We start from the raw sequence: 25453 nt of genomic DNA on the forward strand, positions 1-25453 counted from the left end.
ACCGCTTACCTCGCGAGCTTCAGCGCTGTTCCGGCACCGCGTCCGGGGTCGAAGATCGAACGGATTTCAGCTTCCGACAGGTGGATCCCGAAGAGCTTTGAATAATAGTTTTCCGCCTCGCGCTCGATATTGATGTCGGAGAAGAGCGTCGGATAAGCGCATTTCGCGAGCCAGAGGAGCGTCACCGGCGTGTCCGCGGACGGCGTAAAGGTCCGGTAGGTGCCAAGCGGCATCTTGAAAACCTGCTTCTCCCGGACGGCCTTCACGGGCTTCCAGTCGTGATAAGCGTTCCGATACAGATCCTGAGGCTCAGCCGGCGTGAAATTCGTGATGAAGATGAGATCCGGATCCCAGGCGTAGACCTGCTCCATCGTGATCACCGCGTTCTGGTTCTGCGCCCGGATTGAAGAGGCAACGTTTCTCGCGCCGACCGCGTCGCACCAGTACTGTCCGAAGAAGTGAGAGCCCGAGGTGACAATCCGGTCCTTTCCATACTGGAAGAGGAAAAGTGTCTTCGGGCGCTTCGGCTGCGGGATCCGGCTGACACGGCTCCGGATCCGGCTCACCACTGAGGCCGAGTAGCCATGCACCGCTTTCGCTTTCGCGCCGCCATCCTCCGGGAACACCTGGCTCAAGAGCATCACCCACTCATCAAACGTCTTGATAACGCTGTAATTCCACTTTGTCGCGCTGACCGCGATCACCGGAATATGCGCGGCCTCAAGTTCAGCCAGTGTCTTCGGGTTTGAGGCGTTCGCGAACACGACCTGAGGCCGGAGCCTGAGAAGCGCTTCGACATTCACCGTATCCCCGGTCATAAAGTCGGTTCTGACCTTCAGGATATCGGGATAGATCCGGGAAAGGATCCCGTGCCTCGCGGCACTCATGGAAACCGGAGACATGCCGGCGAGCTTTCCGCAGCCGCCAAGGAAAATCGCGGCGACAGAAGCGAACGGATAAATATCCGCCACCACGGCCCGGTCTATCCGGAGGGGCAGCGTTACGCGTCTCCCCAGGTGATCCGTCACCACACGGGTCGGTTCCGCGGCAGCCCCGCGGGCCGCGAGGACCCCGAGTCCCGCGGCGCCTGCCTTCAGGGCATCGCGTCTTGTCATCAGCAGCATGGTTTTTCTCTCCTGCATCCTTCAGTATGTCGTCTTTTTATCTTTTTTCGCTGCCGAAAAAATTGAAGGGCGGAAAATTTCCGCCCTTCTGAGTCTTCGGTTTCTTCCGGGCATTCCGCTATCTTAGCCGGAGCGGAGTGCCTGAGAAACGTTCTGAAAACCGGCTTTCACTTTATTCCAATCGTTTCTCCGCCTTTTCGTGGAGCAGCGCGCTTCGGACCGTGTAGTCGGAAAGCGCGCGGCGGACTGCCGCGATGGTCCCGAGCTTCCGGAGTTCAGGCGTGCAGGACGAAGTGATCAGCCGATCCCCCTGCCAGCGGAAGCAGAGAAGCTTTCCGCTGCCATCCACGCCCGCCGCTCCGGCGTTTCCGATCGCGTAGCCGTACTTTCCGATCCCGGTAAAGGTATCCGCGGCATCCGGAATACCCGGCTCAAAAATATCGCGTCCCTGATAAAGGGCCGGTTTTTCGCCGAGCGCGATCCCCCGCAGCGTCGGGAAAATATCCCGATGGCTCACCCACTGCTTCGAAGGCGGCACCGCCGCGGGCTTAAACCCGTCAGGGAGCCAGAAGAGAATCGGAACGCCGTTCGCGTGGTGATACCAGCCGTTCGGCTGGTAGCTGAAGCGGGCATTGTGGTCACCGGTCGCGGCAATCAGCGTGTTCTTTCCCCAGGGTTCGCTTCTTACCCCCTCCACGAAATTCCCGAGCGCGTTTGCGGCATAGGAGTACGTCTGCAGCATCGAGACCATCTCATCATGCGGCTTCTGGATCAGGAACGGCGGGAGTTTCGCGGGATCCACTGCCGCGCCGGTCTCGTGATCGGGAAGGTGATGCGGCGGGTGGTTCGTTGCGGAGAGAATCATGAGAAACACGGGTTTCCCGTCCTTCGACGCTTTTTCAAGCAGCTCCTTCGCGTAGCGGAAGGTCCACTTGTCACCCACACCCCAGACCCCCATTTCGGCTTCCGGGAACCGCCCCTTGATTTTCGACGCGCCAATCACTTCATCAAACCCGTGGAGCGGGAGCGAACGGTTCAGTTCCCGCCAGTTTTCGGTGCAGGACGTGAGGAAAATCGTCCGGTAACCCGCCCTCCGGAACGCGAGGACGTTAGAGAACGGGAACTGCTCATGCCCATAGCGGCTCTGCGAAATCGGAGAAAGCGGGGAATCGTAAAGGAGCCCCTCAAGCGACACGAAGGTGCCATTCCCGACCGGAATCCCCTGATGGAAGACGTAGCCCGACTTCATGGCGCCGGCGAGCGCCCCCAGGGTGTCGTTGGTCTTCGGATCGTAGGAGTCAAATTCGTCCCGCCCCATCGATTCCATGAGAGCAAAGATCACGTTCGGCTGCCTGGCGTCTCGGGTTACAGGAGCGGGATTCTGCGGTTCAAGCTCCTTCAGCGCGCGTTCAGCCGCCTCCGGATCCGCGAACCCCAGTTCCCGAAGCCCGGCCGCAGGTCCCCCCTTCAGTTCAAGCGCCTTCTGATCCTTCGTCGCCACATAAAGCGCTTCGGTGCCGTTCGGCACGGTGGCGTTCACAAACGGGATCGGGGAAATGGAGAAATCCTGGAGCCGGAGGGGGAATTTTCCAAGGCTCCCGCGCATGGCGATCCCCAGAAGCACCGTGAAAATCACGGCGATCAGCGTAAGCGCGGTTTTAGGACGCCGGAACTCCGGGACACGCGCGTGAAAGAGTGACGGAATGAAAAGCGGAATCCCGGTCGCGATTGCGATCACGGCGAGATACGACATCACGGGCCAGTCAGAGAGAATGGTCTTCGTGATCGCCGCCGTATCGTCCTGCAGGAACCCAAAGATGATGGATGAAATCGGCGTCCGGTAGAAACCGTAAAAACCGAAATTGACGGCGTCGAGAAGCACGGAAAGAAATACGCCGAGGACAAAGAACACCTTCGCGATTTTTCCGGACACCGCCGCTTTAAGACCGAGAAGCCAGAAGAGCCAGGCGGGGAAAAGAAGAATCGATACCCACTTCAGATCGACCCGCGCCCCAAGCACCAGCGCGGAGAGCTCATCCGCGAAACTGATTTCAGGCGACCGGTACGCCAAAAAGAAGGCGAGCCTGAAGCCCGTCATAATGCAAAGCAAAGCCGCTGCCGCCGCAAGGCCCCGGACGAGCCCCTGCAGCCACATTTTCCTTTCCATGAAGCCAGCAATATTCCTTAATGAGAATCAGTGACTCTACCACGCTGAAAGAAAAATGGCTGTCAAAAACCTGCCCCCGGAATTCCGACGCGGGGTCAGTTTTCTTCCGTAAAGTGGCAGGCGTCCGATTCCGGCCCGTCCGGTCCCTCGCTGCAGATCGGGATCACGGTGCGGATACCGGCCCCGACCGTCCCCTCACCCGCCTCAATGTGCGGTGCCGGATTGATGCCGCGTTCCCCGAAGTAGTGCCTCGAGTCGCCCCAGGAATCAAACCCCACGGTGTCACCCGCCCACCGGACGCGGCCCGTGAGGCAGCGTTTGCATTGATCAGACGTGTCCTCGATACAGGGTTTTCCGTCGTAAAGCTGATAATCCGCGCGATGCTCGGGGAGCGTCACGATCGGCATCAGGATATTCGCGCCCGCTTTGAGCCCGAGCTCCCGCCCCCGTTTATCAAGCCCCTGAAGCGCTGTGGTGGCCGCGATATTCACGTCCTTCAGCGCGAGGCGGGTCGCCGCGATCATGTTGAGTCCGAGGATAAAACGGCGGCGGCAGGCAGCATCGGTATTTCCGCCCTCCGCCTCCACCCGATCGCCGAGCGGCGTCCCGCGGGACACGATATAGGGTCCCATCCCGATCATGTCGATCCCAAGCGCTTTGAAGTACAGGATATCGTCCGCGAGATTCTCCGCGGTCTGCCCCGGGAGACCGATCATGACACCGGTGCCGACCTGGTACCCGATTTTTTTCAGTGTCCGGAGGCAGGCGTCACGCACAGACCAGAGGTGGTGGCCGTCCGCGGGGTGCAGTGTTGAATAGAGTTCGGGGCTGGATTCCTCGATCCGAAGGAGATAGCGGTGAGCCCCCGCCTCGAACCACCGCCTGTAAGTTTCTTCCGTCTGCTCACCGACGCAGAGCGTGATGCCGAGTTTTCCATCCGACACCCGCTTGATTCCGCGGAGGGCCTCCTCAACAAAATCAATAAATTTCGGATCGGTCCGTTCGCCGGACTGCAGCACGACGGAACCATAGTGGTTTTCGTAGGTCCACTTCGCGATACCGAGGATTTCATCAAGCGTCGACTCAAACCGATGCACTGAACTGTGGCTCTTCCGGATTCCGCAGTAGAGGCAGTTCTTCACGCAGATATTCGAAAACTCGATGAGACCGCGGTAGTAGGAGACACAGCCGACGCGTTCCGCCTTGACCCGATGAGCTGCCTCAGAGAGGAGCTCCCGCTCGGGATCCCCTTCTTCAAGCCCCACCGCGTACGCAAGGTCTTCCCTCGTCCACTCGTCCCGCGAAATGATGTCAGAAAGCCTTGTCATGCGGCGTCACTCCGGGCGGCTTTCGATTCCCGCCACGCCTCGAGCGCCTCGGGGAACGGCGAAAGCGTCCGCTCAAGCACCCCCTGGAGGTGCGAAATCGCGATGCCGTAATTGGTCATCGGAATGCCCTGCTTCCGGCACTCCCGAAGCCGCGCGAGCATATGGCGGCGCGTCACCATGCAGCCGCCGCACTGGATCACCACACGGTAGGGCCTCAGATCGGTCGGGAAGTCCTTCGATACCGCGACCGTGATCTTCATCGGGCCGCCCGCGTTTTTCGCGAGCCAGTTCGGGATCTTCACGCGTCCGATATCCTCGCCCTGCGGGTTGTGGCTGCAGGTTTCGCAGATGAGAACCGGGTCACCGGGCTTCAGCTCGGGAAGCACAGCCGCGCCGCGCGCGAGTTCCGCGAGGTCGCTTTTGCTCCGCGCCATGAGGATCGAGAACGTCGTGAGCGGAATCTCAGGCGGCACCTGGGCCGCCACCCGCTTCACTGCCTGGGAGTCCGTGATCACGATCGCGGGCGGCACTTTGAGTTCGGATATGGCATCCGCCACCTGGGTCTCCAGAACGACAAGGCAGCGGGATTTCTGATCGAGAAGCTCCCGGATCGACTGGACCTGCGGCGGAATGAGACGCCCTTTCGGCGCACCGAAGTCAATCGGCACCACAAGAATTGCCGTGCGTCCTTCGGGGATCAGCCCGGAAACGAGCAACTGATCCGGTTCCCAGCCCGCTTCGACCGCTTTCACGATCGCCGCGCGGACTGCCTCAATTCCGGTTCCGAGCTTCGCCGAACAGGCAACCGCCGGGATCTTTTCCGCGGCCGAGAAGTCTGACGCCATTCTCTCCGCGGTACCTTCAGGGACGCGGTCCGCCTGATTGAAAACCACGACAGCCGGTGTCCCGAGCTCCCGGATATCCTTCAGAAGCTTTTGGTCCGCGGCTGTGATGCCCGTTGCCGCGTCAATCACGAGAAGCGCGAGATCCATCCAGGAGAGGACCCCGAGCGACTTCCGGACACGCTCCGCTCCAAGCGCCCCAGTATCATCGATACCGGCGGTATCAATCAGCACCACCGGTCCGATCGGATGGAGTTCGCAGGCCTTTTCGACCGGATCCGTCGTGGTTCCGGGAACGTCTGAAACGATTGAAAGCTCCTGATTCGTGAGCCGGTTGATGAGAGAAGATTTCCCCGCGTTCCGGCAGCCAAAAATACCGATATGAAGGCGGAGCGCCTTCTGAACCTGAAGCGTGATCGGAACGGAATTCATACGGATGGAGCCTCCCGGCGTGAAGTCAATAGAGAGTGATGGCGGCCGCAGGAATTCCGCTCGCCCTGCCCACTCTGATCCGCTCATTTTACTGAGGAGAAGCGGAGTATCAGAGATCTCCGCGGGAGGGATATTCCCGCTCCGTCTTCCTCAGGCAAAAAGGGCGGCATTCCTGCCGCCCTTCCTCTGATGAATCAGGATTTCGCTTTCAGTGTGATCCGCTTTTCATCTGTTTTCCCACAGCCACAGCCGCCGCAGTCTCCGCAGCAGGCAGGCTTTCCGGTCTTTGCCTGGCGGATCACGCGCCGGAGCGCGAGAGCCACGAGAACCACAATCACGGCACCAATAATATAATTAGCCATTTTTCATTCCCTCCTTTATCAGGAGAATCCAAGCGCGAGGCCGATAAGCCTCACGATTACCGCAACCACCCAGGCAATGGCGCACTGGAAGAACACCATCTTCAGAGCCCACATGCCGCCCAGCTCTCGCTTGACAGAGGCGATTGCCGCGACGCAGGGCGTGTAGAGGAGGCAGAAAGCGAGCATCGAGCACGCGGTGAGCGGCGTAATCGCGGAGGCAAGCTCCGAAATGCCGCCATAGAGCACCGAGAGCGTCGACACCACGCTTTCCTTCGCGAGGAACCCGGAAATCAGCGCTGTGCAGAGCTTCCAGTCGCCGAGCCCCGCAGGCGTGAAGATCGGCGCGATCGCGCCCGCGATGAGGGCCAGCATGCTCTCGCCCGTATCCGCCACCATGTTCAGCCGGAAGTCAAAGGTCTGCAGGAACCAGACCACGATTGTCCCGATGAAGATCACGGTGAACGCCCGCTCCAGGAAGTCACGGGCCTTATCCCACATCAGACGCAGGGTGTTTTTGAGACCCGGCATCCGGTAATTCGGCAGCTCCATCACGAACGGCACCGCCTCACCCCGGAAGAGCGTGTTTTTGGACGCCATCGCGGTGAGAATCCCCATCAGAATGCCGCCGAAGTAAAGCACGATCATCACGAGGCCGCCCGACTTCGGGAAAAAGGCCGCCGTAAAGAAGGCGTAGATCGGCATCTTCGCGGAGCAGCTCATGAACGGGGTCAGCATGATCGTCATCTTGCGGTCTCGTTCTGAAGGAAGCGTCCGGGTTGACATCACAGCAGGCACCGTACAGCCAAACCCGATCAGCATCGGCACGATGCTGCGGCCCGAGAGCCCGATCTTCCGCAGCAGCTTATCCATAAAGAACGCGACACGCGCCATGTACCCCGAGTCTTCGAGAAGCGAGAGGAAGAAGAAGAGCACGACGATGATCGGAATGAAGCTCAGCACGCTTCCGACACCGGTAAAGATGCCATCCACAATGAGTGACTGCATCGCGTCATTGACGCCGGATGACGCGAGCGCCGTCTTCACGACTTCTGTCAACGCGTCGATCCCGTCCGCAAGCCAGTCCTGGAGCGCCGCGCCGATCACGTTGAACGTGAGCCAGAAGACAAGCGCCATGATCAGGATGAAGGCTGGAATCGCGGTGTACTTCCCCGTGAGAATCCGGTCAATCCGGCGGCTTCTCACATGTTCCCGGCTTTCATGAGGCTTCACCACAGTTTTGCGGCAGAGCCTGTCAATAAAGAGGTAACGCATATCGGCGATCGCGGCCGCGCGGTCAAGCCCTCGCTCAGTCTCCATCTGCTGCGCGATGCGGTCGATCGTCTCAATTTCTGCCGGGTCGAGCTTCAGTTCCTCCTGAATCAGGTGATCCCCCTCCAGGAGCTTTGCCGCGGCGAACCGGATCGGGATCGCAGCCGCTTTCGCGTGATCCTCAATCAGATGCATGACGCCATGCAGCGCGCGGTGCACCGCGCCCCCATGATCATTCTTGCCGCAGAAATCCTGAAGCCCGGGGCGCTCCTGGTAGCGCGCGATATGGACCGCGTGGCGGACGAGTTCTTCCACACCCTGATTCTTCACAGCCGAAATCGGAACCACCGGCATCTGCAGAATCTGTTCCATTTCGTTGATATGGATCGAGCCGCCGTTTCCCTCCATCTCGTCCATCATGTTGAGGGCGAGCACCATCGGGATGTCGAGCTCCACCAGCTGCATCGTGAGGTAGAGGTTCCGTTCGATATTGGTCGCGTCGACAATATTGATGATCGCGCTCGGCCGCTCATCGAGAATGAATTCCCGGGAAACGATTTCCTCACTCGTATAGGGAGAGAGCGAATAGATGCCGGGGAGGTCTGTTACCTCCGTATCCGGGTACCCGCGGATCGGACCGCTCTTCCGGTCCACTGTGACGCCCGGGAAATTGCCCACATGCTGATTGGATCCCGTCAGCTGATTGAAGAGCGTGGTTTTGCCGCAGTTCTGATTGCCGGCAAGCGCGAAAGTGAGCTTCCCCTTCACCGGGCGGAGATGCGCCTCGGGGTCATCGATCAGGCCTTTTTCCTCACCGAGTCCCGGGTGCGGGAGCTCAAGCTGCCGCTCCTCCTCATCAAACGTTTCCACATGCTCTGGCTCCCCCTCACGGCTGATATTGCGGATACCGATCTTCCCGGCGTCCTCAAGCCTCAGCGTGAGTTCATAGCCATGCAGCCTCACTTCGACGGGGTCTCCCATCGGCGCATATTTCACGAGCGTCACCCGGACACCCGGGATGAGCCCCATATCGAGAAAGTGCTGCGGCAGCTGCCCCTTCCCGCCGACGGAATTCACCGTCGCACTCATCCCGACCGGGAGATCCCTCAGGGTCTCGGATGCCGGACCATTCGGGCTTTTAATTTTTGTCATTGGTAATTTTTATCTTTATGTGAGTTCCGAGGCTCCGGGATGATGAGATTGATACTGGCCGCCGCGGACTCTTTCATGCGTCTCCCGCCTGAAAAACACTGGACAGAAAGCGGAGAGGCGCATACTTTGCTTTGAATGTTAATGATAGCTAGTTTCACTTCGATCTGTGACGCAAAGCGCTGGATTATCCAGCGGAAAATCATTAATCTCTCAAAGCAGTTTTTCCGCCCGGCGGGCCGCCCGCGCGTTTTCACCCAACCCCGCCTTTTTCCCTCCGAAACATCAAGCCCCAACGGGAGCCTCTGCAGCATGGATCAGAAACCTGGTTTCGATATCATCGGCGACGTGCATGGGCACGCCGCGCTTCTTGAAAAGCTTCTCAGAAAGCTGGGCTACGTGAAGTATGGGAAGACCTGGGGACACCCGGACGGCCGGATCGCGGTGTTTACGGGAGACCTCATCAACCGGGGGCCGGAACAGGTGGAAACCGTGAAACTCGTGCGCCGCATGGTGAGGCACGAAACCGCGTACTGCGTTGCCGGAAATCACGAGTACGCCGCTCTCTGCCGGTTCTGCGGCATCGGCCACGTTCACGGAACGGATTCCCGCATCACTTTCTTTGACTCCGCCGTGAAAGACCCGAAGACGCTTCAGAAACTGATGAAGTGGATCCGGACGCTCCCGCTTTGGCTTAATCTCGGTGAAATCCGTGTGGTGCACGCGTGCTGGGACCCGGACGCGATCCAGTCGATACTCGACGCCTGTGTCCGGGAAGGCGCGCTTCCGACACTCGGACTCTATGAGGATGTTTTGCGGAGTTCGGGAGAGGAGTCAGATGCCGGACAGTCTCTCATCGCGGCGCTTGATCAGACGCTTAAGGGGCCTGAGGTCTGGCTTCCAAAGACACTTTCATACAAAAACGCGGAAGGCAAAGCGGTGACCCGAGTCCGCGTCAAATGGTGGGACCGCGGAATCACGACATACGAAGCCGCTGTGATTTCGGACCCATCGCGCTCCTTCCCGCTTGAGGATCTCCGGGAAAATCCTTTTGTGTTCAAACCCACCGTGCCCACGTTTATCGGCCACTATTCGCTTTCCGACACCGGGAATTTCGCCCCGCTTGACACTGCGGTCGCCTGCGTGGACTACGGAGCCGGAAAAGGCGGCCCCCTCACCGCCTACCGCTGGAACCGGGGTGACCGGCTGCCGCTGGATAAAAAACGGTTCACGGTGGTCTATCCGTAGACTGCGGCCCTCCTTCTCCCATCTCTCAGACATCTGCCATGCAGCACTTTCTCAGCACCTTTCTCTACGTGATCGCCGCGCTGATCCCGATGGTGAATCCGCTTTCGGGCTCCATTTTCTTTCTCTCGCTCACTTCTGACCTCGGTCCGCGGGAACGCGCGTGGCTTGCGGCCCGGGTCGCTATTTACTCCTTCATCCTGATCGAGATCTCGGTTTATGCGGGCGTCTTCATCCTGAACTTTTTCGGGATTTCGATTGATGTGCTTCGGGTGGCGGGCGGCCTCGTGCTCGCGTCTGCCGGCTGGAAAGCGATTTCGAGCTTCGGGGGCGGAGAGAAGAAAAGTGAAAGCCGCGGCTCAGACGAACCGCTTGAGAAAGAACATTTTGAGCAGCGGGCTTTCTTCCCGCTGACGCTTCCCCTCATGGTGGGACCTGGCGCCATGTCAGTCTGCACCGCGATCGGCACCACGCTCCCGACGACGTTCGCGAATACGCTCGGACTTAATCTCGCGTCAGCCGCGCTCTGCATCGGTATCTGGGTCTGCTTCCGCTATGCCGGCCAGATTTCAAAGCGCCTCGGCGCCGCGGGGGCGGACGCGATCGTCAAGGTGTTCTCTTTCATCCTGATCTGCATCGGCATTCAGGTCCTCTGGGCCGGATTCAGCGGTCTCTGGACCGAGCTCGCACGGACAAGTCTCGCCTTCCTCGCGAAGTAATTCCGATAAGGAAAGAGCGCTGGAATAAATCCGCGCTCTTCCTCTTTTACCAAAACGTGAGGTGTTCCGGCATCCTGTCGGACTGCCTCGAATTTTTAATCCGATAAAGATTAATTTATTAAACAGAATCAGTTTACTTATATTCCATCAGGAGGCTGGTTTCCCGCCATCTTCACCGCAGCAGGATCCTGAATCGGGGTACGGCGGATCTCCAGAAATTCGGCATTATCCTTCCAGAGCGCGATCCACCCGTCGATCTGCGTCGTGTCGTCCAGCACCACATCGAGATGGAACACCCCATCCGCGTCTTTCTCCAGTTTCTGCTCCCGGTTAAACGGCGTCTCCTTCAGATTCAGCGCGAGCACCGGGCTCCGGAAAGCGATTTCAAGCCGGCATTTCTTTCCCGTGCCGAAATTGAAGTTGGAGTGCCGGATATAGTCCGCGAGCCTGAAATCCTTCGGGCGGTCTGCTTCGATATCAAGAAGCCGGATATCCATGATGCGGTGAAGCGCGAGGTTTCGGAGATCCTCATACCCGTCGTAACGGCAGACGAGATAAATACGGAGATCCTGCTGCACGAGCGCGATCGGCGAAACAACAGAAACTTTCTGCTTACCGTTCTTATTTGAATAGTTGATTTCCAGCTTCCGGTTCCGATAGAGCCCCTCCGTCGCGATGGAGAAAATCCGGGGCTTGATTTCCGGGGGAAGCGTCGGGATGCTCGTGAAAACAAGCGCTACCTTGTTCAGCCAGGAAGCCGCCGGGGTCGCCGCGGGATGACTGAAGAGCTGGTCCCTCGCGGCATCAAACACCTGAGAGAGCGAGGTCGAGATCGTGGTGGGAAGCAGATACTGCAGATACTGACCGGCAAGCGAGAGCAGCAGGCTTTCCTCAGGTGTCAGCTTCAGATCCGCGAATTCCGACTTCGGACTCGACCTCCGGTATCCGTAGGGCTTTGAGCGGCTGTCGCACTCCACATGCAGGCTCTCGGTTTCCGAGATTGACTTCAGGTAGCGCTGCAGAGTCCGGATCGGGATGTCGTACCCCGCCGAGAAGAGGCTGTTCCTGATTTCAGACGCTGTGATCAGCCGGTTTCTCGGAATCAGCTTCAGAATTTCAATAATGAGCAGAGCTTCCTGCGAAATAGAACTGACCCTGGCCATGAGTGCTCCCGGAATAAGAAAACTGAAAAAAGTGTAGGACTTTTATCTCTCCGATGCGGCGAGAAAAGCGCCTCCTGATGGCATGCGTCAAAAACTGACGCATGCGGAGGTACCTTAATAACATAACAAAGGAGGAGTTATGAACACCACAGATTTCAGTATCAAAGTTCTGGGCAAAACGATGCCCCTCACCGTCCTTGAGGCTCTTGGCCTTCTGGAAGCCGGCATCAAGACCGGTTTTGAACCGATTGCTGTAGCGCTTTCAACGCATCAGTCGCATAAGATCCGTACGCGGCTCGCCTCCTCCCCGGGGCTTCCGCTTGAGGCGCTTGAGAACCTCGCGACGGATCCGGCGTCTGACGTCCGGGAAATGCTCTGCTTGAACTCCGACGCGGTCTCGCGCCTTCCGTTCAGCTATCTTGCGGAACTGATCGGCGACGACCCCTATCTCTTTGAACTCGTGTCTCAGAGCGACCGGTTCAGCGAAAGGAAGGACCTCGATGAGATAGCGGAGTACTATCAGGGGAACGAGGATCCAGCGGTGCGACGTGTGGTGCAGGCAATTTTCGACCACACAATGCCGCTTAAAGGACAGAATAAAAAAGACTCCGAAGAGAATTTATAACAAAGGCAAAACCCGGGTCGCAGTGATGCGATACCAGAGTTAATAAAAAGGAGAAGGCGGATCAGCTTCAGAGCTGATCCGCCTTTCTTCATTCCGCGCCTCGCGTTTATTCCTTCACTGAGGCGTCGTGTGATGCCGCGAGTTCGCGCCTCGTGGTTTCGAGGTGCGCCTTCATGATCGCGGCCGCTTTATCGCCGTCCCGCATCCGAAGCGCCCGGAGGAGCTCCTCATGCTCTTCGTACGACTGAGTTTTCTCAGCCTCTGTCAGATGCACAACGCTTCGCGATATTTTCAGAAGCTCATCAAAGAAGTGCCAGAGAATCACCGCGATCTGGTTATCGCCGATCTCCGCGATTTTCAGATGAAACTGCCGCCCGGCGTCCTCTTTTTCCTTCTCACTCGCCTCACTTCTCAGCACGGCAATCAGCCGGGAGAGCTCATCAAAGTCTTCCGGAGTTCCCTTCCGGGCAGCCTCCCGCACCGATACCTGCTCGACCGCGATCCGGATATCAAGGAGATCAATCAGGGTTTTGAGTCCCGGGGACGCGAGGAACGGTCCCACTTTCGCGAGTACCTGACCCGGGTCAAGCTTCTGAACCACAACGCCCTTCCCCTTCACCTGATTCACGATTCCGATGTACTGAAGCGACTTGATGGCGTCCCGGATCGGAATCCGGCTGATGCCGAGACTGTTTCCGAGCTCGCGCTCTGAGGGGATCATGGTCCCGGGAGGATATTCCCCTTTCAGAATCCGGTCCCGGAGGATTTCAGCTGCCTGGCGATAAAGCGGCTCGCTTTCGCGGCTGAGCGGCTCTTCCGGCTCGGTTTTCTTTCCGTTCATCATGGCTTCAACTCTCTAAATAGACTGGCTCTCTTAGGTGCTGCCCCTGGGGCGGTCTGAAACTCTGCCGGTTTCTGCTCCGCTCTCTTTATATTTCCTTCCGCGACAAATATCTGATTCCATGGGAAACCCCTGAAGAAGCCCATTCCATGCACCAATCCAGAGCTTGGCGGAACCTCTTAGGAATCAGCGGATACCGCAAAGATAAGAATATTCTATTCGTGGTATACCAAAATATCACTCTCTCCATTACTTTTAATTCCGGATTCTTTGTGATACTCTTTGTTGCCTAGGTTAAATAGCCTAGTTAATAAATAATAAGAACTAGGCAAAACCTAGGTAAATCACCTTATTTTTAATTGGAGAGTTACATCATGCATTTCGGTCACAAACTGATCACTTTCGCGGTCGGCCTTGCCATTGCTGTTGGCGCTCAGGCACTGCCCCAGGTCAAGATTCTTGCCACGGGCGGCACGATTGCCGGTACGGCTTCCAGCAGCACTCAGATGACGGGCTATAAGGCCGGCAACCTGGGTGTTCAGGTTCTGATCAACGCGGTCCCGCAGATCAAGCAGTACGCTGAAGTGTCCGGTGAGCAGGTTTCCAACATCGGCTCTGAAAACATGACGGACAAAATCTGGCTGAAGCTTGCCAAGCGCTGCAACGAGCTGCTCGCCGATCCGAACGTGTCCGGAATCGTGATTACGCACGGCACGGATACGCTGGAAGAAACCGCTTACTTCCTGAACCTCACGGTTCACAGCGATAAGCCGATCGTGATTGTCGGCGCCATGCGTCCGGCTACCGCCATTTCGGCTGACGGCCCGATCAACCTCCTGAACGCCGTGAAGCTCGCAGCGGATCCTCAGTCGAAGGGCCGCGGCGTTCTGATCGCCATGAATGACATGATTAACGGCGCGCGCGACACGACGAAGACCGATACGACGAACGTCGCGACCTTCATGTCGCCTGAACTCGGTGCCTTCGGCTTCATCGCTTCGGGCCACAATTACTTCGTCCGTCAGACGACGAAGCGTCATACGTCGGGTTCTGAATTCGATGTGTCGAAGCTCGACTCTCTCCCCCGCGTCGATATCGTCTACTCTCACTCGAACGCGGACCGCGTGCCGATTGACGCTTTCGTCAAGGCGGGCGCCAAGGGCATCATCATGGCCGGCACCGGTGACGGTTCTGTGCATGAATGGGAAGAACCCGGGATTGTTGACGCCACGAAGAAAGGCGTAATCGTAATCCGTTCCTCCCGCGTGCCGAACGGCCCGGTAACGGAATCTCTCCAGCGCTACGCGGATGAAGGCATGCTGCAGAGCGGCACGCTGAATCCCCAGAAGTCCCGTGTTCTGCTTCAGCTCGCTCTGACGAAGACGAACGACCCGAAGAAGATCCAGGAATACTTCGAAGAGTACTGATCAAGGGTTAAGCGCCCGACAAGAGTTTCAGTCCCCGGGCGCTTTGCTCTTCCCTCAGTCTCTCCAGAGAAAAAAATCCCCGGATGGCTTCTGCAGAGTCATCCGGGGCTAGGAGAGAAGATCAATAAAAATCTAGGCGGTTATTCTCTCTTATCAAGACGTTGCAAGTCTGTATCCGGAGATGCAGTTCTGCCGGATTTTTTCAGTTTTCCCCGCCACAACCCTTTCCGTACTCCTCAAAAAGTGACCTCAGCTCAGGGATCAGTTTCCTCACCGCAGGGTTCGCCTCTGCCGCAATCTGCAGCTCAATTCCTTTAAAAAACGGCACCACCGTGAGTTCATTCCGCCGGATTTCCCGCTCGATCACTCCCGGATCCGCGCCGAAAAAGATCCCGGCCCCCGATTTCGCGAGCATGATCCCGGTTTCCATATCCGGAACAAAATGCGTCCGGGCGGTTTTTCCAGCGAGTTCGAGCGACTTCAGCATCGCGCGGTCAGCCTGAAGAAAAATGACAGGGATACGGCTGAAATCCTCAGGGCTGTAAGGCACTCCGGTTCGCCGGATCAGGCCGGGGGACGCGGTGAGCACCCAGGGCACAGACGCGATCCGGTTTCGGGGCGATGTTCCGTCAGCGATCCGGGCCGTAATCGCAAGATCCGCGGATTCCCGATCGGCCTCAGACACGGTGAGGGAGAACGACACTGCCCCCTCCTCCGCCGCTTTGGAGAAGAGCGGAAGTATCCGGGCTGCCGCGACTCTCGGGTCACGGAAGACCGTCAGTGTCACGGGTTCAGGCTTCTCATCAGATTCAAGGAGTGTCTTGACAGATGTCCGGATACCGGCGGCAAGCCTCGTTCCAAACGCGGTGAAGAAAACACCGGTCGGCTCCGCCCGGTATATCGGCTGATCAAACCGGCTCTGAAGATCATCCAGCCGCCGTTTGACAGAGGAAGGCGCGATCCCGCGCCGTTCCCCAACCTTCGAAAAACTCCCCAGCTCCTCAAGCTGAAGGAGCATCAGCCACGTATCCGGAATAAGCGATTTTTTCATTCGATCGGCTCGATAAAAGGATTCTGCCGGCAGGCCTCTTCGAGAAACCGCACCAGATCCCGGAGCACCCCGGGAGCAGTTTCTTTCGCGATAAACGCGCGAAGCGGAAGCGGGAGAGAGTGCCACTGCGGGAGCACATGAACGAGGTTCCCCGAGTCGAGATAGGGAGCCGCGAGGTACGCGGGAACGAGCACACCGATACCCTCCCCCGAGAGCGCGCAGAAAAGCGCTGAGAGATGACTTCGGAGCGAAACTCTCGACTCCGCCTGAACCCGCCTGACCGATTTTCCCCGGGTGAAGGTGAGAAATCCGGGATCCACCGCGTCTTTCGGCCCGAAAAAGAGATGCCTCTCCAGATCCTCCGGATTTTCAGGCGTCCCATTCGCCTCAAGATACTCCGGGGCCGCGACACAGATCCGCGTGAGCGCTCCAAGCGGATGTGTTTCCACGTCTTCCATAAAGTATTCGCCGTGGCCCACCCGCAGATCGACCCCCTCCCAGAGCGGGTGGTACGTGCCGTGTGTCAGCCGGATATCGATCCGGAGTCCGGGGCGGCTTTCCGCGAACCGGACGATCAGAGGAGAGAGCAGCGTGGCACCGGTCGTCGTAGGTACCGAGACCGCAAGGCTCTCATACCCGGGCTCTTCCTCTGATACGGGATCTGCCTGGTAAAGGCTTGAAGCCGGTTCCTTCCATTTCCGGAACCGCTGGATGCCGGCCTCAGTCAGCGTAAAGACGCCATTTGTCACCCGAAAAAGCGGCTCCGCCGCTTCCCGCGTGAGGGCGTTAAGGAGCGTTTCCGCTTCTTCCGCGTGAAGCCCCAGCGTCTTCCGCCCCTTTGTGAGACTCCGCGCCTCCGCGCAGGCGCAGAAAAGCACCCGTGCGAGAAGCCTTTTCCCCGCGTCTTCCTTCATCACACTCTCCTCCGAAACCGGCGTCTCTATTTTAGAGGAGCGCCTCTCGGGCACCGCTTCAGCCGCTTCAGACAACAGGTTTTCTCCTGCCAATAAAAAAGGCTTCCGGTGAACCACGTTCGGAAGCCCCTGAAAAAGCTCTTCCGGGAGCCGAAAGAGTGAGAGAGAAAAATTAAAAATGACCCTCGCCCGGCAGCCGCCCATGACTGCCGCCAGGCGGGGAGGAGAGAACTTTTTTACGCGGCTTTCGCGCGGGCTGCCGCCTCATCTGCGCCGACCCGGCCCCAGATCACCGCGGCTCCGAGCTGGGAACCTGAGAGATAGTCGTCATAGAAGAGACCGCCGATCGCGTTCCCCGCGGCGTAGAGTCCGGGGACCGGCTTCGACTCCGTATTCAGCACTTCGCCCTTCAGGCTGATCTTCGGGCCGCCGAAGGTGGCTGTCATACCGCCGGAGAAGGGAACCGCGAGGAACGGCCCCTTTTCGATGGTGTACGGCTTCTTCATCGTGGCAGGCACCTTAAGAGACGCGCCGCGCCCGGCGTGAACCGCGTCGTTATATTCAGAAACCGTCTTTTCCAGCGCTTTCGCGGGGACACCGATCTTCGACGCGAACTCTCCGATCGAATTGGCTTCAAAAATCGGAGCCTTGGCAGCCTTGTAGCGATCGATTCGCATAGCCACAATCGGAAGCTTCACCACAGCCGAGTCGAGAATAATGAAGGCCGAATTCCGGATCGTGTCCTTTGCCGTATGGCGGGCGATTTCGACGTAGGTCGACGCTTCATCCACGTACCGGTTCCCGAGCGTATTCACGCAGATTCCGAAATTCACCATCTGCGACGGATTCGCCTTGGTGGGTCCATGGATCGGACCGGCATGGAACTGGTCCATATTCACGTACATCGGGAAGAAGGGAGCCGTGAGAAGAATGTTTTCGCCGGTGAGAGTCATCGAGCCCCGAATCGGCATCCAGGCCACTTCGCCTCCCATGAACTGGGTGACCAGCGCCTTATTCGCGTGGAAACCGCCGGTCGCGAGAATCACGCCGCCCTTCGCGTGAATCACGAGCGGCCCCTCGGGCGACACCGCCTTAACGCCCGTGCAGCGAAGCATATCGTCATGCAGCAGCTCAACCACCTTGGTATTGAACATCATCGGAACGTGCAGTTTCTCCACTTCCGCCATCATGTTCTCCACCATCTGGGAGCCGCCGGGACCGGCCTTTGAATCCACCTGATGGCTGCGGCCAAGCATCGGCTTGATCTGCATCGGGATCTTTTTCCAGCTGAGGTGGCAGCGGTCAGTAAGCCACTGCACAGCGCCGGCAGACTGCTCACAGTACATCTTCGTGAGTTCCGGGTCGCCGCGGCCTTTCGACACCATCATCATGTCCTGATAGAAGGAGTCAAGATCGTCCGTAATGCCGTCACTCTTCTGAACCCAGGTGCAGGCCGCATTGACGAAGCCGCCCGCGTAAATCGTGTTACCCATCGGAACAGCGGACTTCTCAATGAGAAGCACCTTCGCGCCCCGGTCCGCGGCTTCGATTGTCGCCGCAAGCCCGGCGCAGCCCGCGCCGACCACGATCACGTCATAGGTAAGCTCCTTCGCTTTCGGAGCCTTGGCCGCGTGAGCGGCAGCAGGAACCGCGGCGGCCGCGGCAGCAGCGGTACCCGCGAGTCCCGCTTTGAGAAAATTTCTTCTGGATGCAAAAGCCATGATTCATCTCCTTAGGCTGAGATCTTCCTGAAGAAGATCTCCTCTTTTTGGCTGAGAGGAATCTTATGAGGCTTATCCGGAAAACTTAATTACGCAAAACTCTGTTATTTATTAATTTATTGATTTTAAATCGATAAATTAAATTATAAAAATTTATATCCGAAAGTATTATCAGAATGCTTTGCGCAAAACCGCCGGGAACCGTTCCGTGATACTCAATAAAAAAGCTGATTCCGGAGCAGGTTCCGGGAATCAGCTTTCGTTCTCCGACTTTTCAGAAAAAGGCTTTGAACTCTCAGTTCTTTTCGACGAGGCACTTCACGAGTTTCCGAGCCTCACTCAGCGCGTGAGTCGGATAGTCGCGGTCCCAGGCCGAGCGTTCCGCCTGCGTCATCAGGCGGCCCCGGGTAAATGTCGGATCGTAAGGATCCGCTGCCCAGGGCTCTGAGAGAATTCTCCGAAGGCTGTAGACCGCGCGCTCACGCTTCTTCCCGTCCCCGGTTTCGTTAAAGAATCCCTGCACGTTGAGAGCCCGGTCTTCGAGCGCGATCTGAAGCGTGAGGGTGTATTGCAGGACGCCCTCTTCCGTCACGTTCTTAATGATGGTGTAGATAAAGGGGCGGCCCGATGCCGTGCTGCCGCTTCCGACACGGATCAGCCCCTGGGTTTCTTCCAGAATCTCGTGGACATTCTCGATCACGGAATCCACGTCTCCGAAGGGAAGCGCGTCTTCGCGCGGGATCAGGCTGAAAAACGCGACACCGTCAGACTCTTCTCCGTTAAAGCCATAGATCTCAGCGTCTTCCGGGTCTCCCTCCATCCGCTCCATGCCGAGGTACTCGGCCGGAATCACAAGGGGGACGCCGGATGCTGTGATTTCCCGGGCTGACTCTGTCTCCACAGCCTTTTCGTCATAGGCCGCCTGAATGAGAAAATTCTCCATGTCCTTCACTTCCCTCAATGCGGCTCCTGCCGCGTAGCTCTCAGCTTTATAGCATCAGACTGACTTCTCTGCGATAGAGGATTTATCAAAAACTTGAGAAAATCCGTGCGATTTTCAGAATTCCTCTTTCTATGATCAAAATATCGGTTGAACAGAAGGCGGAGTAAGTCAGTTTCTCTTACCCGCCCCACAATAGAGAGGAACGGATCTTATGACGAGTTTTTCAAGAAGGAGTGTTCTGATGGCTGCTGCGACTACGACTGCCCTCGCCGGTGCGGCGGGAAGCGCTGAAGCGAAGCGTCCCGAGAGGGACGCGGAGTTTGACGCGATTGAAAACCGGATGCTGGATCTCGGGAAGCGCGGCACCTCGCTCAGCACCAATCAGAAATACTTTGTGCTCCTCGCGGTGGCGACCGCTGTGGCGGCCGAAGGCGGCGTGCGGGATATCGCGGATCGCGCGCTCCGCGATAAGGTGCCCGGGACGCTGATCCGCGAAGCCATCTTCCAGACCTCTCCCTATGTGGGTCTTGCCCGCGCTAAAGCTGCGCTCCGCGAGGCCTTCGCCGCGTTCCGTCACGCGGGCGTCAAGGTTGAGGCAAAGGGCGCCACGGTGAATGATCAGAACCGGTTCGAGAAAGGTCTCGATACCCAGGGCGGGATCTTCGGCCGTGATCACATTCTGAAGATGCACGAATCCGCGGCCGAAGGAGAAAAGGGCCTCATCGTCGATGACCTGACCGCCTGGTGCTTCGGCGACTACTACACGCGCGAAAACATTTCGATCAAGGACCGTGAGCTGATCACGTTCGCCTCGATCGCGGCGCTCGGCGGCTGCGAGCCGCAGCTGAAGGCGCACATCGCGGCGAACCTCTCTGTCGGCGCGACGAAGCAGAACCTCACCGATGCCCTCCGGGTCGCTGATCCGCTGCTTGGCTTCCCGAGAACGCTTAACGCGCTCGGACTCGTCCGCGCGGCAAAGTAACCGCGGCATCAATGGATAAAACGAAGGCCGGGGCGGCTCTGACACCGCTCCGGCCTTTTGTTTCCCTTAAATTCGGGCGTCCATTCTTTGTCAATCCGAAGAAAGCTCCCGGATCCGCTTCTGATAGGCCTTTTTGAGACAGGCGGCGTTCTTGCAGGTGTTCCGCTCATTCCGATACCAGTCCATCTGCTTTCTGCGGGACCAGCCCTGATCCGAGGACTTCGCGCGGACCTTCACCCAGACCGCGTTAAGCTCCCGGTCAAGGCGTGAGAGCTCAGGACTTCCGCAGACGATCTTATCGGGGACAGAAGTCGCTTTGGCACAGTCGTAGCTCGGGCCGTTCGGATCCCGGGGAGCCGCGGAAGCGGCAGACTCAGACGCAGGCTTTTCGCCTGATGCGGCCAGCTGCGCTTCCTTCGCTTTCGCGATCAGAGCATCCCCCGCCTTCGCTTCGGCGCCGAGTGTTTCGGCGGTCCGGATCGCACCTGAGAGCGACTGCGGAATCACAAGCGACACTTCGTGAGACGCGCCTCCGATCAGGCGGAATTCCATCGGGTCAGCCGAGAAAAGGATAGTGCCGTCCTTCTGCACTTTCGGAAGACTGCGGAGTGCCGCGGCGGACGCCTGGCCGAGCTCCTGCCTGCCATCCCTTCAGAGCCGCCGGGTCGCCTGAAGGCGCAAGCACCCAGGCGGGAGCCTCGCCCTTATTCTTTACGGCGGACTCTTCCGCGAACGCGGCGTAAATCTTTTCAGATCCCTTCCCCACCATGAATTCCGGATCCTGATCCCAGGCGACCGCAGGGACGGTCTTCACGATTTCGGCGGCTTCAGGGGAGAGTTTCCAGCGGATCTCCGCCCGGCAGACATTCTTCTCACCCCCATCCGTGGTTTTCGAGACGACCGCCTGATCAGGCGTCGCCCCGGCCCCTCCCCCCACGGCCTTCACGACCGCCTCCTTCAGTTTCGCGAGAGTCTCAGGATCCCCGCAGGAAGGAGACTGCGCGCTGCAGCCCGCCGCGAGAAGGGTGAAAAGAAGAATTCCTGCCGCCTGAAATGTCATTTCGCCTCCGGAAAAAGGTATGGGATTAAAGCCTATTTGTTACATTTTAGCCTGTGATACAGCTTATTCATTTTTCAGAATAAAAATTCCCGCCGATTTCTCTTTGCCGCAAAAACTTTGACCCCTTTCAGCCTCTCGGCAAAGTCTCGCACTGAAACACAGAAAACTGTTTGATTGATAAAACCTACACAGTGAGGTAAACTCTTAAGGGTTTCTACTTTAGTGTGAAGGTGACACGCTTTTGAAGAAACCTGCAAAAAGTCCTTTTGTAGCAACAAAAAAACGGGAGACTGCGTCAGCAGTTCTCCCGTTTTTCCGTTTCCGGAACCGTCTTAACCGATCAGAGCAGCCCCGTAACCAGTACGATCACGACGAGGATCGGGCAGGCCACAACGAGAAGCAGCCTGAAAATCCGGAACCACTGATCGCTCGGTGCCGGGGGAACCGAAAGCGCCTCACGGAACTTCGGCCACACGACAAGTCCCGCGAGAAGCGCCACGATGAGGCCGCCGATCGGAAGCGAAATGTTGGAGGTGAGGAAGTCGCACCAGTCGAAAACGTTCTTCCCGAGGAACTTCGTGTCGGCAAGCGGTCCAAAAGAAAGCGCGCAGAAGAAACCGATCACCATGATGACAAGCGTGCTGATAATGGCACCCGTCGTCCGGGAGACATGAAATTCATCGACAAGGAACGCGGTATCCAGTTCCAGCATCGAGACCGAGCTCGTGAGCGCCGCGAACGTGAGGCAGGCAAAGAACGCCACAGCGAACAGTCCGCCAAACGGGAGCTGAGCGAAAATCACCGGCATCGTGACGAAGGTGAGTCCGGGACCCGCCGCCGGATCGAGATGGAAAGCGAACACCGCCGGCATCACCATCAGAGCGCCGAGGATCGATGCCGCGGTCGTGAGCCCCACGATCTGAGCACAGGACTTCAGAATGCGGCTCCCCTGCGGCAGATAGGAACCATACGTCATCATGCAGCCGCAGCCGACGCAGAGCGAGAAGAACGTAAAGCCAAGGGCCTGGTAGAGACTCTGCCAGGTAAACGCCTCAGGCTTCCAGGCAAAGAGATAGCTGAGGCCTTCGGACGCCCCGGGGAGTGTCAGACCCCGGACAATGAGGATCAGCATCAGGATGAAGAGCGCGGGCATCAGGATGCGGGAAAGCCGCTCAATCCCCTTGCTCACTTTGAGCGCGACAACCCCCGCGGTGAGCGTAAGGAAGAGCGCCTGATACCCAACCGCAAGAAGCGGGTCTCCTGAAAGCGCGCCGAACCGGGCACCGAGCTCCGCCTGGCTCGTGACGAGCCCCCGGCCGAGAATCGCGTCGACGAGGTACGCGATCGTCCAGCCGCCGATCACGGAATAAAAGGAAAGCACCAAGAGGCCAGTCACCACGCCGAGATAACCGGCCGGCACCCATTTCGAACCGCCGAGTTTCCGCATGGTCGTCACAATGGAACCGCGCCCCATGTAACCGAGCGTAATTTCGGCCGTGAGGAACACAAAGCCCAGCGTGAGGGACAGGATCACGTACGGGATCACGAAGACCGCGCCGCCGTTGCTTCCCGCAAGCCACGGGAACTTCCAGATCGCTCCGAGTCCAACGGCTGCCCCGGCTGAGGCGAGCACGAATCCGGCTTTCGAAGCCCAAGTCGCACGTTCTGGCATAGCTGCCCGCTCCTTTGTTTTTGTAAGGTATGAGTTAAAACCTTACCGCAGAGAGCGAAGAACAGGCAAACGTGAAATGGCTTATCCGAAAAGGCTTAAGGAATCTCTCTCAGTCCCGCGACACGGCGCAGCAGCGGAATTTCACGGGATAGCACTGTCGGTTCCCCGTGCCCAGGATAAAACTTCGTATCTGGCGGGAGCGTGAGCACCCGGTCCCGGATGCTGGAAGCGAGTTTCTCATCATCCCCGCCCGGGAAATGCGTCGCGCCGACCGCGCCCTGGAACACGGTGTCACCCGAAAACGCGTAGCCTCCCGATTCCGAATAAAGGAGCGTGCTGTCCTCTGAGTGTCCCGGCACATGGATCGCGCGGAGCGAAAACGCGGGATTCGACTGCAGCGAAAACACAGCCCCGTCCTGAAACGGGATCGCGCCCTCCACCGTGAAGGGGCGACCCATGGGGCCCGAGAGATTGAAAAATGTGCTTGAAAGATACCGAAGCCCCGCCTCATGGATATAGACGGGAGGATGCCCAAAGGCCTCACGGATCGCGTCGATCGCTCCGATATGGTCAAAGTGACCGTGCGTGAGGAGAATCTTTTCGATCGTGAAGCCCCCGGACCGGATCGCGTCCGCGATCTGATCGGGAGCGGCGCCCGGATCGATCAGAAACCCGTGTTTCGTCTCAGGATCGATATCGAGATAGGTATTTTCAATATCCGGTGTCGAAACTTCGATACGCGTAATCATGCCGCTCTCTGCTCTTATTCTCTATCAAAATCAATGCTGCAGCCGTCAGGCCCGCAGGTGACACCGGCCCCGAAAGGACCCCGCTGTCTTTCTCTATCCTCTTCCTCAAAGACCTGCTTCAGGCCATCCTCCCAGCCCGCCTGATCGAGCGCGCCGGGAACGGAATATTTGCCATTGATAATGAAGAACGGGACCGAGGTGACGCCGGTGGATCTCGCCGTCATTTCATCCTCACGGACCGCGTCCGCGATAATCCGAGCTTCGGTTCCGGTATCAAGCGGCGCGTCAAGAAACGCTCTCACCTGTCCGGAGGGAATCCCGGTTTCTCCCGCGAGGCGGCAGAGCACCTCAGGGTTCCCAAGTTCGACATGATCCGAGAAGTACGCCCGGAAAAAACGTTCGCTCAGCTTCTCCGCGGCGTCGCGTCCGAAATGCGCTTCAACGAACTTTCTCACCCGGTGGGCGTCGAAGGTGTTTGACTGAATCGCGTCGCCGTAAGCAAAGGGCAGGCCGGCCGCAGCCCCTGCCTCATCCACCTCTTTGATCCGGCCCTCAGCCTCTTCCCAGCTGAGACCCCGGGCGAGGAGCCGCGGGAAAGTGGTTTCGCCCCCCATCCTCGGAGCGTTCGGCGCGAGTTCGTAGGCTTTCATCTCAAACTCAGCCGTACGGCCAAGCGACTTCAGCGCGGCTTCGAGATTCGTTTCCCCGATCCAGCACCACGGGCACGCAAAGTCTGACCAGAATGTAATTTTCATCGCGCTCCTGCTCCTTTATCTGTTGACCGTACCGGCCGCGGGACCGCGGGCGAAACGGCTGTCAGAAGAAAGAATAGCAAAGGCTCAGCCCCGCGCTGAGGCTTCTTTCTCCGCGAGTTCAGCGGGCCGAAGACGGCGCCGGTTTCGAGAGTTTCAGGAGTTCCGCGCGGCTCGCGGCGGCCGCCGCAAGGTAATCCGGATCCCCCATGATCCGGGCGAAAACCGCCGCGGCGAGTTCTCGCCCCGCTTCCACATCACTCTGCCAGTGTGCGCCGCAGATCGCGCGGCTGTCTCCCGCGCTGTAGCCAAGCTTCAGAACCGGAACCGGGTCTCCCGGAGCGACTGAGGTCAGCGCGAGCGCAAGCGCCCAGGCCATCGTGGTGTGACCGGACGGGTAACTCGCGAAGCGGTCAAATTTTTTCGCGAGATCCGGGCGGCACGTGGCGTCTTCCGGATGCTGGACCACAGGGCGGGGCCGCCTGAAGACTTCCTTCCCGGCCTTCAGTGACGGATAGACGCGCTTCATCGTGAGAAGGAGGAAAGCGTGGGTCGCGGGAGTCGCGTCTTTCGAAATCTGAACCCCAAGAGGCTTTGAAAACCGGACTTCAAAGGCTTTGAGGGGCGACATGTCGGCGTCTTCCGCGGCCTGGAGGCCCCTGGGGGCGTTCCGAAGCGAAAGCCCTTCGCGGTAGGAAGCGTCGTCCGCCGCGCTTCGCCAGGTGCCGGCCGCGGGCGGCCCTGGGAGCAGCTCCTTCGCGCTGATCGCTTCAGGGTACAGCGCGTCTCCCGCAGCAAACGCCGGGAGAGCCGCGGCTCCCGCGGCAAGCGAGAAAAGGATGAAAGCCGCTTTCTTCATTACCGGTTCCTTTAAGTGAATTGGACGGAAAGGATTTTCCGGCGTGTCATTTTATCG

Annotated in this window: 23 protein-coding genes; 5 read left to right on the plus strand and 18 right to left on the minus strand. The window is 58.4% G+C overall.

The genetic code is table 11. The features are described 5' to 3' along the window. Nucleotides 1-5 precede the first annotated feature (5 nt). The 6 genes from M4NBBH2_RS08175 to feoB all read right to left on the minus strand — a co-directional run bounded on the left by M4NBBH2_RS08175 (nucleotide 6) and on the right by feoB (nucleotide 8676). A complete protein-coding gene (locus M4NBBH2_RS08175) occupies nucleotides 6-1124 on the minus strand; it encodes an ABC transporter substrate-binding protein (protein WP_200832716.1) in 1119 nt (372 codons plus the stop codon). Between the two features lie 172 nt (nucleotides 1125-1296). Then, complete coding sequence (locus M4NBBH2_RS08180) at nucleotides 1297-3291, minus strand: LTA synthase family protein (RefSeq protein ID WP_116270464.1); 1995 nt, start codon at nucleotides 3289-3291, stop codon at nucleotides 1297-1299. A 95-nt stretch (nucleotides 3292-3386) separates the two neighbouring features. Next, nucleotides 3387-4619 (minus strand): [FeFe] hydrogenase H-cluster radical SAM maturase HydE, encoded by a 1233-nt coding sequence (gene hydE, locus M4NBBH2_RS08185; protein ID WP_116270465.1) that lies wholly within the window; start codon nucleotides 4617-4619, stop codon nucleotides 3387-3389. After that, entirely contained in the window at nucleotides 4616-5980 is a 1365-nt protein-coding gene (gene hydF / locus M4NBBH2_RS08190; protein WP_238691387.1) for a [FeFe] hydrogenase H-cluster maturation GTPase HydF, read from the minus strand. The genes hydE and hydF overlap by 4 nt, the downstream gene beginning before the upstream one ends. A gap of 107 nt (nucleotides 5981-6087) precedes the next feature. Then, nucleotides 6088-6255, minus strand: a complete 168-nt coding sequence (locus M4NBBH2_RS08195; RefSeq protein ID WP_116270467.1) for a FeoB-associated Cys-rich membrane protein — start codon at nucleotides 6253-6255, stop codon at nucleotides 6088-6090. Between the two features lie 18 nt (nucleotides 6256-6273). Next, nucleotides 6274-8676, minus strand: coding sequence for a ferrous iron transport protein B (gene feoB / locus M4NBBH2_RS08200; RefSeq protein WP_116270468.1), 2403 nt, complete (start codon nucleotides 8674-8676; stop codon nucleotides 6274-6276). Nucleotides 8677-8985: 309 nt separating this feature from the next. Here feoB and M4NBBH2_RS08205 point away from each other — a divergent pair, with 309 nt between their 5' ends. After that, nucleotides 8986-9921: a metallophosphoesterase gene (locus M4NBBH2_RS08205; RefSeq protein WP_160117859.1), complete on the plus strand. Its 936-nt coding sequence runs from the start codon at nucleotides 8986-8988 to the stop codon at nucleotides 9919-9921. A 38-nt stretch (nucleotides 9922-9959) separates the two neighbouring features. Then, nucleotides 9960-10637 (plus strand): MarC family protein, encoded by a 678-nt coding sequence (locus M4NBBH2_RS08210; RefSeq protein WP_116270470.1) that lies wholly within the window; start codon nucleotides 9960-9962, stop codon nucleotides 10635-10637. A gap of 137 nt (nucleotides 10638-10774) precedes the next feature. On the opposite strand, the gene M4NBBH2_RS08215 is transcribed toward M4NBBH2_RS08210, so the two are convergent. Then, nucleotides 10775-11800, minus strand: coding sequence for a helix-turn-helix transcriptional regulator (locus M4NBBH2_RS08215; RefSeq protein ID WP_116270471.1), 1026 nt, complete (start codon nucleotides 11798-11800; stop codon nucleotides 10775-10777). A gap of 139 nt (nucleotides 11801-11939) precedes the next feature. Between M4NBBH2_RS08215 and M4NBBH2_RS08220 the strand changes: the two genes are divergently transcribed. Then, a complete protein-coding gene (locus M4NBBH2_RS08220; protein ID WP_116270472.1) occupies nucleotides 11940-12425 on the plus strand; it encodes a hypothetical protein in 486 nt (161 codons plus the stop codon). Nucleotides 12426-12531: 106 nt separating this feature from the next. Here M4NBBH2_RS08220 and M4NBBH2_RS08225 read toward each other — a convergent pair whose 3' ends face one another. Then, nucleotides 12532-13269 (minus strand): FadR/GntR family transcriptional regulator, encoded by a 738-nt coding sequence (locus M4NBBH2_RS08225; RefSeq protein ID WP_116270473.1) that lies wholly within the window; start codon nucleotides 13267-13269, stop codon nucleotides 12532-12534. A 371-nt stretch (nucleotides 13270-13640) separates the two neighbouring features. Between M4NBBH2_RS08225 and M4NBBH2_RS08230 the strand changes: the two genes are divergently transcribed. Continuing rightward, a complete protein-coding gene (locus M4NBBH2_RS08230; RefSeq protein WP_116270474.1) occupies nucleotides 13641-14693 on the plus strand; it encodes a type II asparaginase in 1053 nt (350 codons plus the stop codon). A gap of 202 nt (nucleotides 14694-14895) precedes the next feature. Here M4NBBH2_RS08230 and M4NBBH2_RS08235 read toward each other — a convergent pair whose 3' ends face one another. The 4 genes from M4NBBH2_RS08235 to M4NBBH2_RS08250 form a co-directional block, all read right to left on the minus strand. Next, a complete protein-coding gene (locus tag M4NBBH2_RS08235; RefSeq protein WP_116270475.1) occupies nucleotides 14896-15744 on the minus strand; it encodes a LysR family transcriptional regulator in 849 nt (282 codons plus the stop codon). After that, on the minus strand, nucleotides 15741-16733 hold the full coding sequence (locus M4NBBH2_RS08240; protein WP_170135123.1) for a LysR substrate-binding domain-containing protein: 993 nt from the start codon (nucleotides 16731-16733) through the stop codon (nucleotides 15741-15743). The genes M4NBBH2_RS08235 and M4NBBH2_RS08240 overlap by 4 nt, the downstream gene beginning before the upstream one ends. A gap of 161 nt (nucleotides 16734-16894) precedes the next feature. Beyond that, nucleotides 16895-18379 carry an FAD-dependent oxidoreductase gene (locus tag M4NBBH2_RS08245; protein WP_116270477.1) on the minus strand — a complete coding sequence of 495 codons (1485 nt, stop codon included), beginning with the start codon at nucleotides 18377-18379 and terminating at the stop codon, nucleotides 16895-16897. A 295-nt stretch (nucleotides 18380-18674) separates the two neighbouring features. Next, nucleotides 18675-19322 carry a hypothetical protein gene (locus tag M4NBBH2_RS08250; RefSeq protein ID WP_116270478.1) on the minus strand — a complete coding sequence of 216 codons (648 nt, stop codon included), beginning with the start codon at nucleotides 19320-19322 and terminating at the stop codon, nucleotides 18675-18677. 241 nt (nucleotides 19323-19563) lie between these two features. On the opposite strand from M4NBBH2_RS08250, the gene M4NBBH2_RS08255 reads away from it, so the two are divergent. Further along, entirely contained in the window at nucleotides 19564-20304 is a 741-nt protein-coding gene (locus M4NBBH2_RS08255) for a carboxymuconolactone decarboxylase family protein (protein WP_160117857.1), read from the plus strand. Nucleotides 20305-20394: 90 nt separating this feature from the next. Here M4NBBH2_RS08255 and M4NBBH2_RS08260 read toward each other — a convergent pair whose 3' ends face one another. From M4NBBH2_RS08260 to M4NBBH2_RS08285, 6 genes are all read right to left on the minus strand, one after another. Then, a complete protein-coding gene (locus M4NBBH2_RS08260) occupies nucleotides 20395-20856 on the minus strand; it encodes a lysozyme inhibitor LprI family protein (protein WP_116270480.1) in 462 nt (153 codons plus the stop codon). Nucleotides 20857-20860: 4 nt separating this feature from the next. Then, nucleotides 20861-21364, minus strand: a complete 504-nt coding sequence (locus tag M4NBBH2_RS08265) for a hypothetical protein (protein ID WP_116270481.1) — start codon at nucleotides 21362-21364, stop codon at nucleotides 20861-20863. A gap of 340 nt (nucleotides 21365-21704) precedes the next feature. Next, nucleotides 21705-23036, minus strand: a complete 1332-nt coding sequence (locus M4NBBH2_RS08270; protein WP_116270482.1) for a sodium-dependent transporter — start codon at nucleotides 23034-23036, stop codon at nucleotides 21705-21707. Nucleotides 23037-23131: 95 nt separating this feature from the next. Beyond that, nucleotides 23132-23785, minus strand: a complete 654-nt coding sequence (locus M4NBBH2_RS08275; RefSeq protein WP_116270483.1) for an MBL fold metallo-hydrolase — start codon at nucleotides 23783-23785, stop codon at nucleotides 23132-23134. Between the two features lie 14 nt (nucleotides 23786-23799). Beyond that, nucleotides 23800-24540, minus strand: coding sequence for a DsbA family oxidoreductase (locus M4NBBH2_RS08280; RefSeq protein WP_116270484.1), 741 nt, complete (start codon nucleotides 24538-24540; stop codon nucleotides 23800-23802). A 118-nt stretch (nucleotides 24541-24658) separates the two neighbouring features. Then, nucleotides 24659-25396, minus strand: coding sequence for a phosphatase PAP2 family protein (locus M4NBBH2_RS08285; protein ID WP_116270485.1), 738 nt, complete (start codon nucleotides 25394-25396; stop codon nucleotides 24659-24661). Between the last annotated feature and the right edge of the window lie 57 nt (nucleotides 25397-25453).

Source organism: Mesosutterella multiformis (assembly GCF_003402575.1).
Taxonomy (GTDB): Bacteria; Pseudomonadota; Gammaproteobacteria; order Burkholderiales; family Burkholderiaceae_F; genus Mesosutterella; species Mesosutterella multiformis.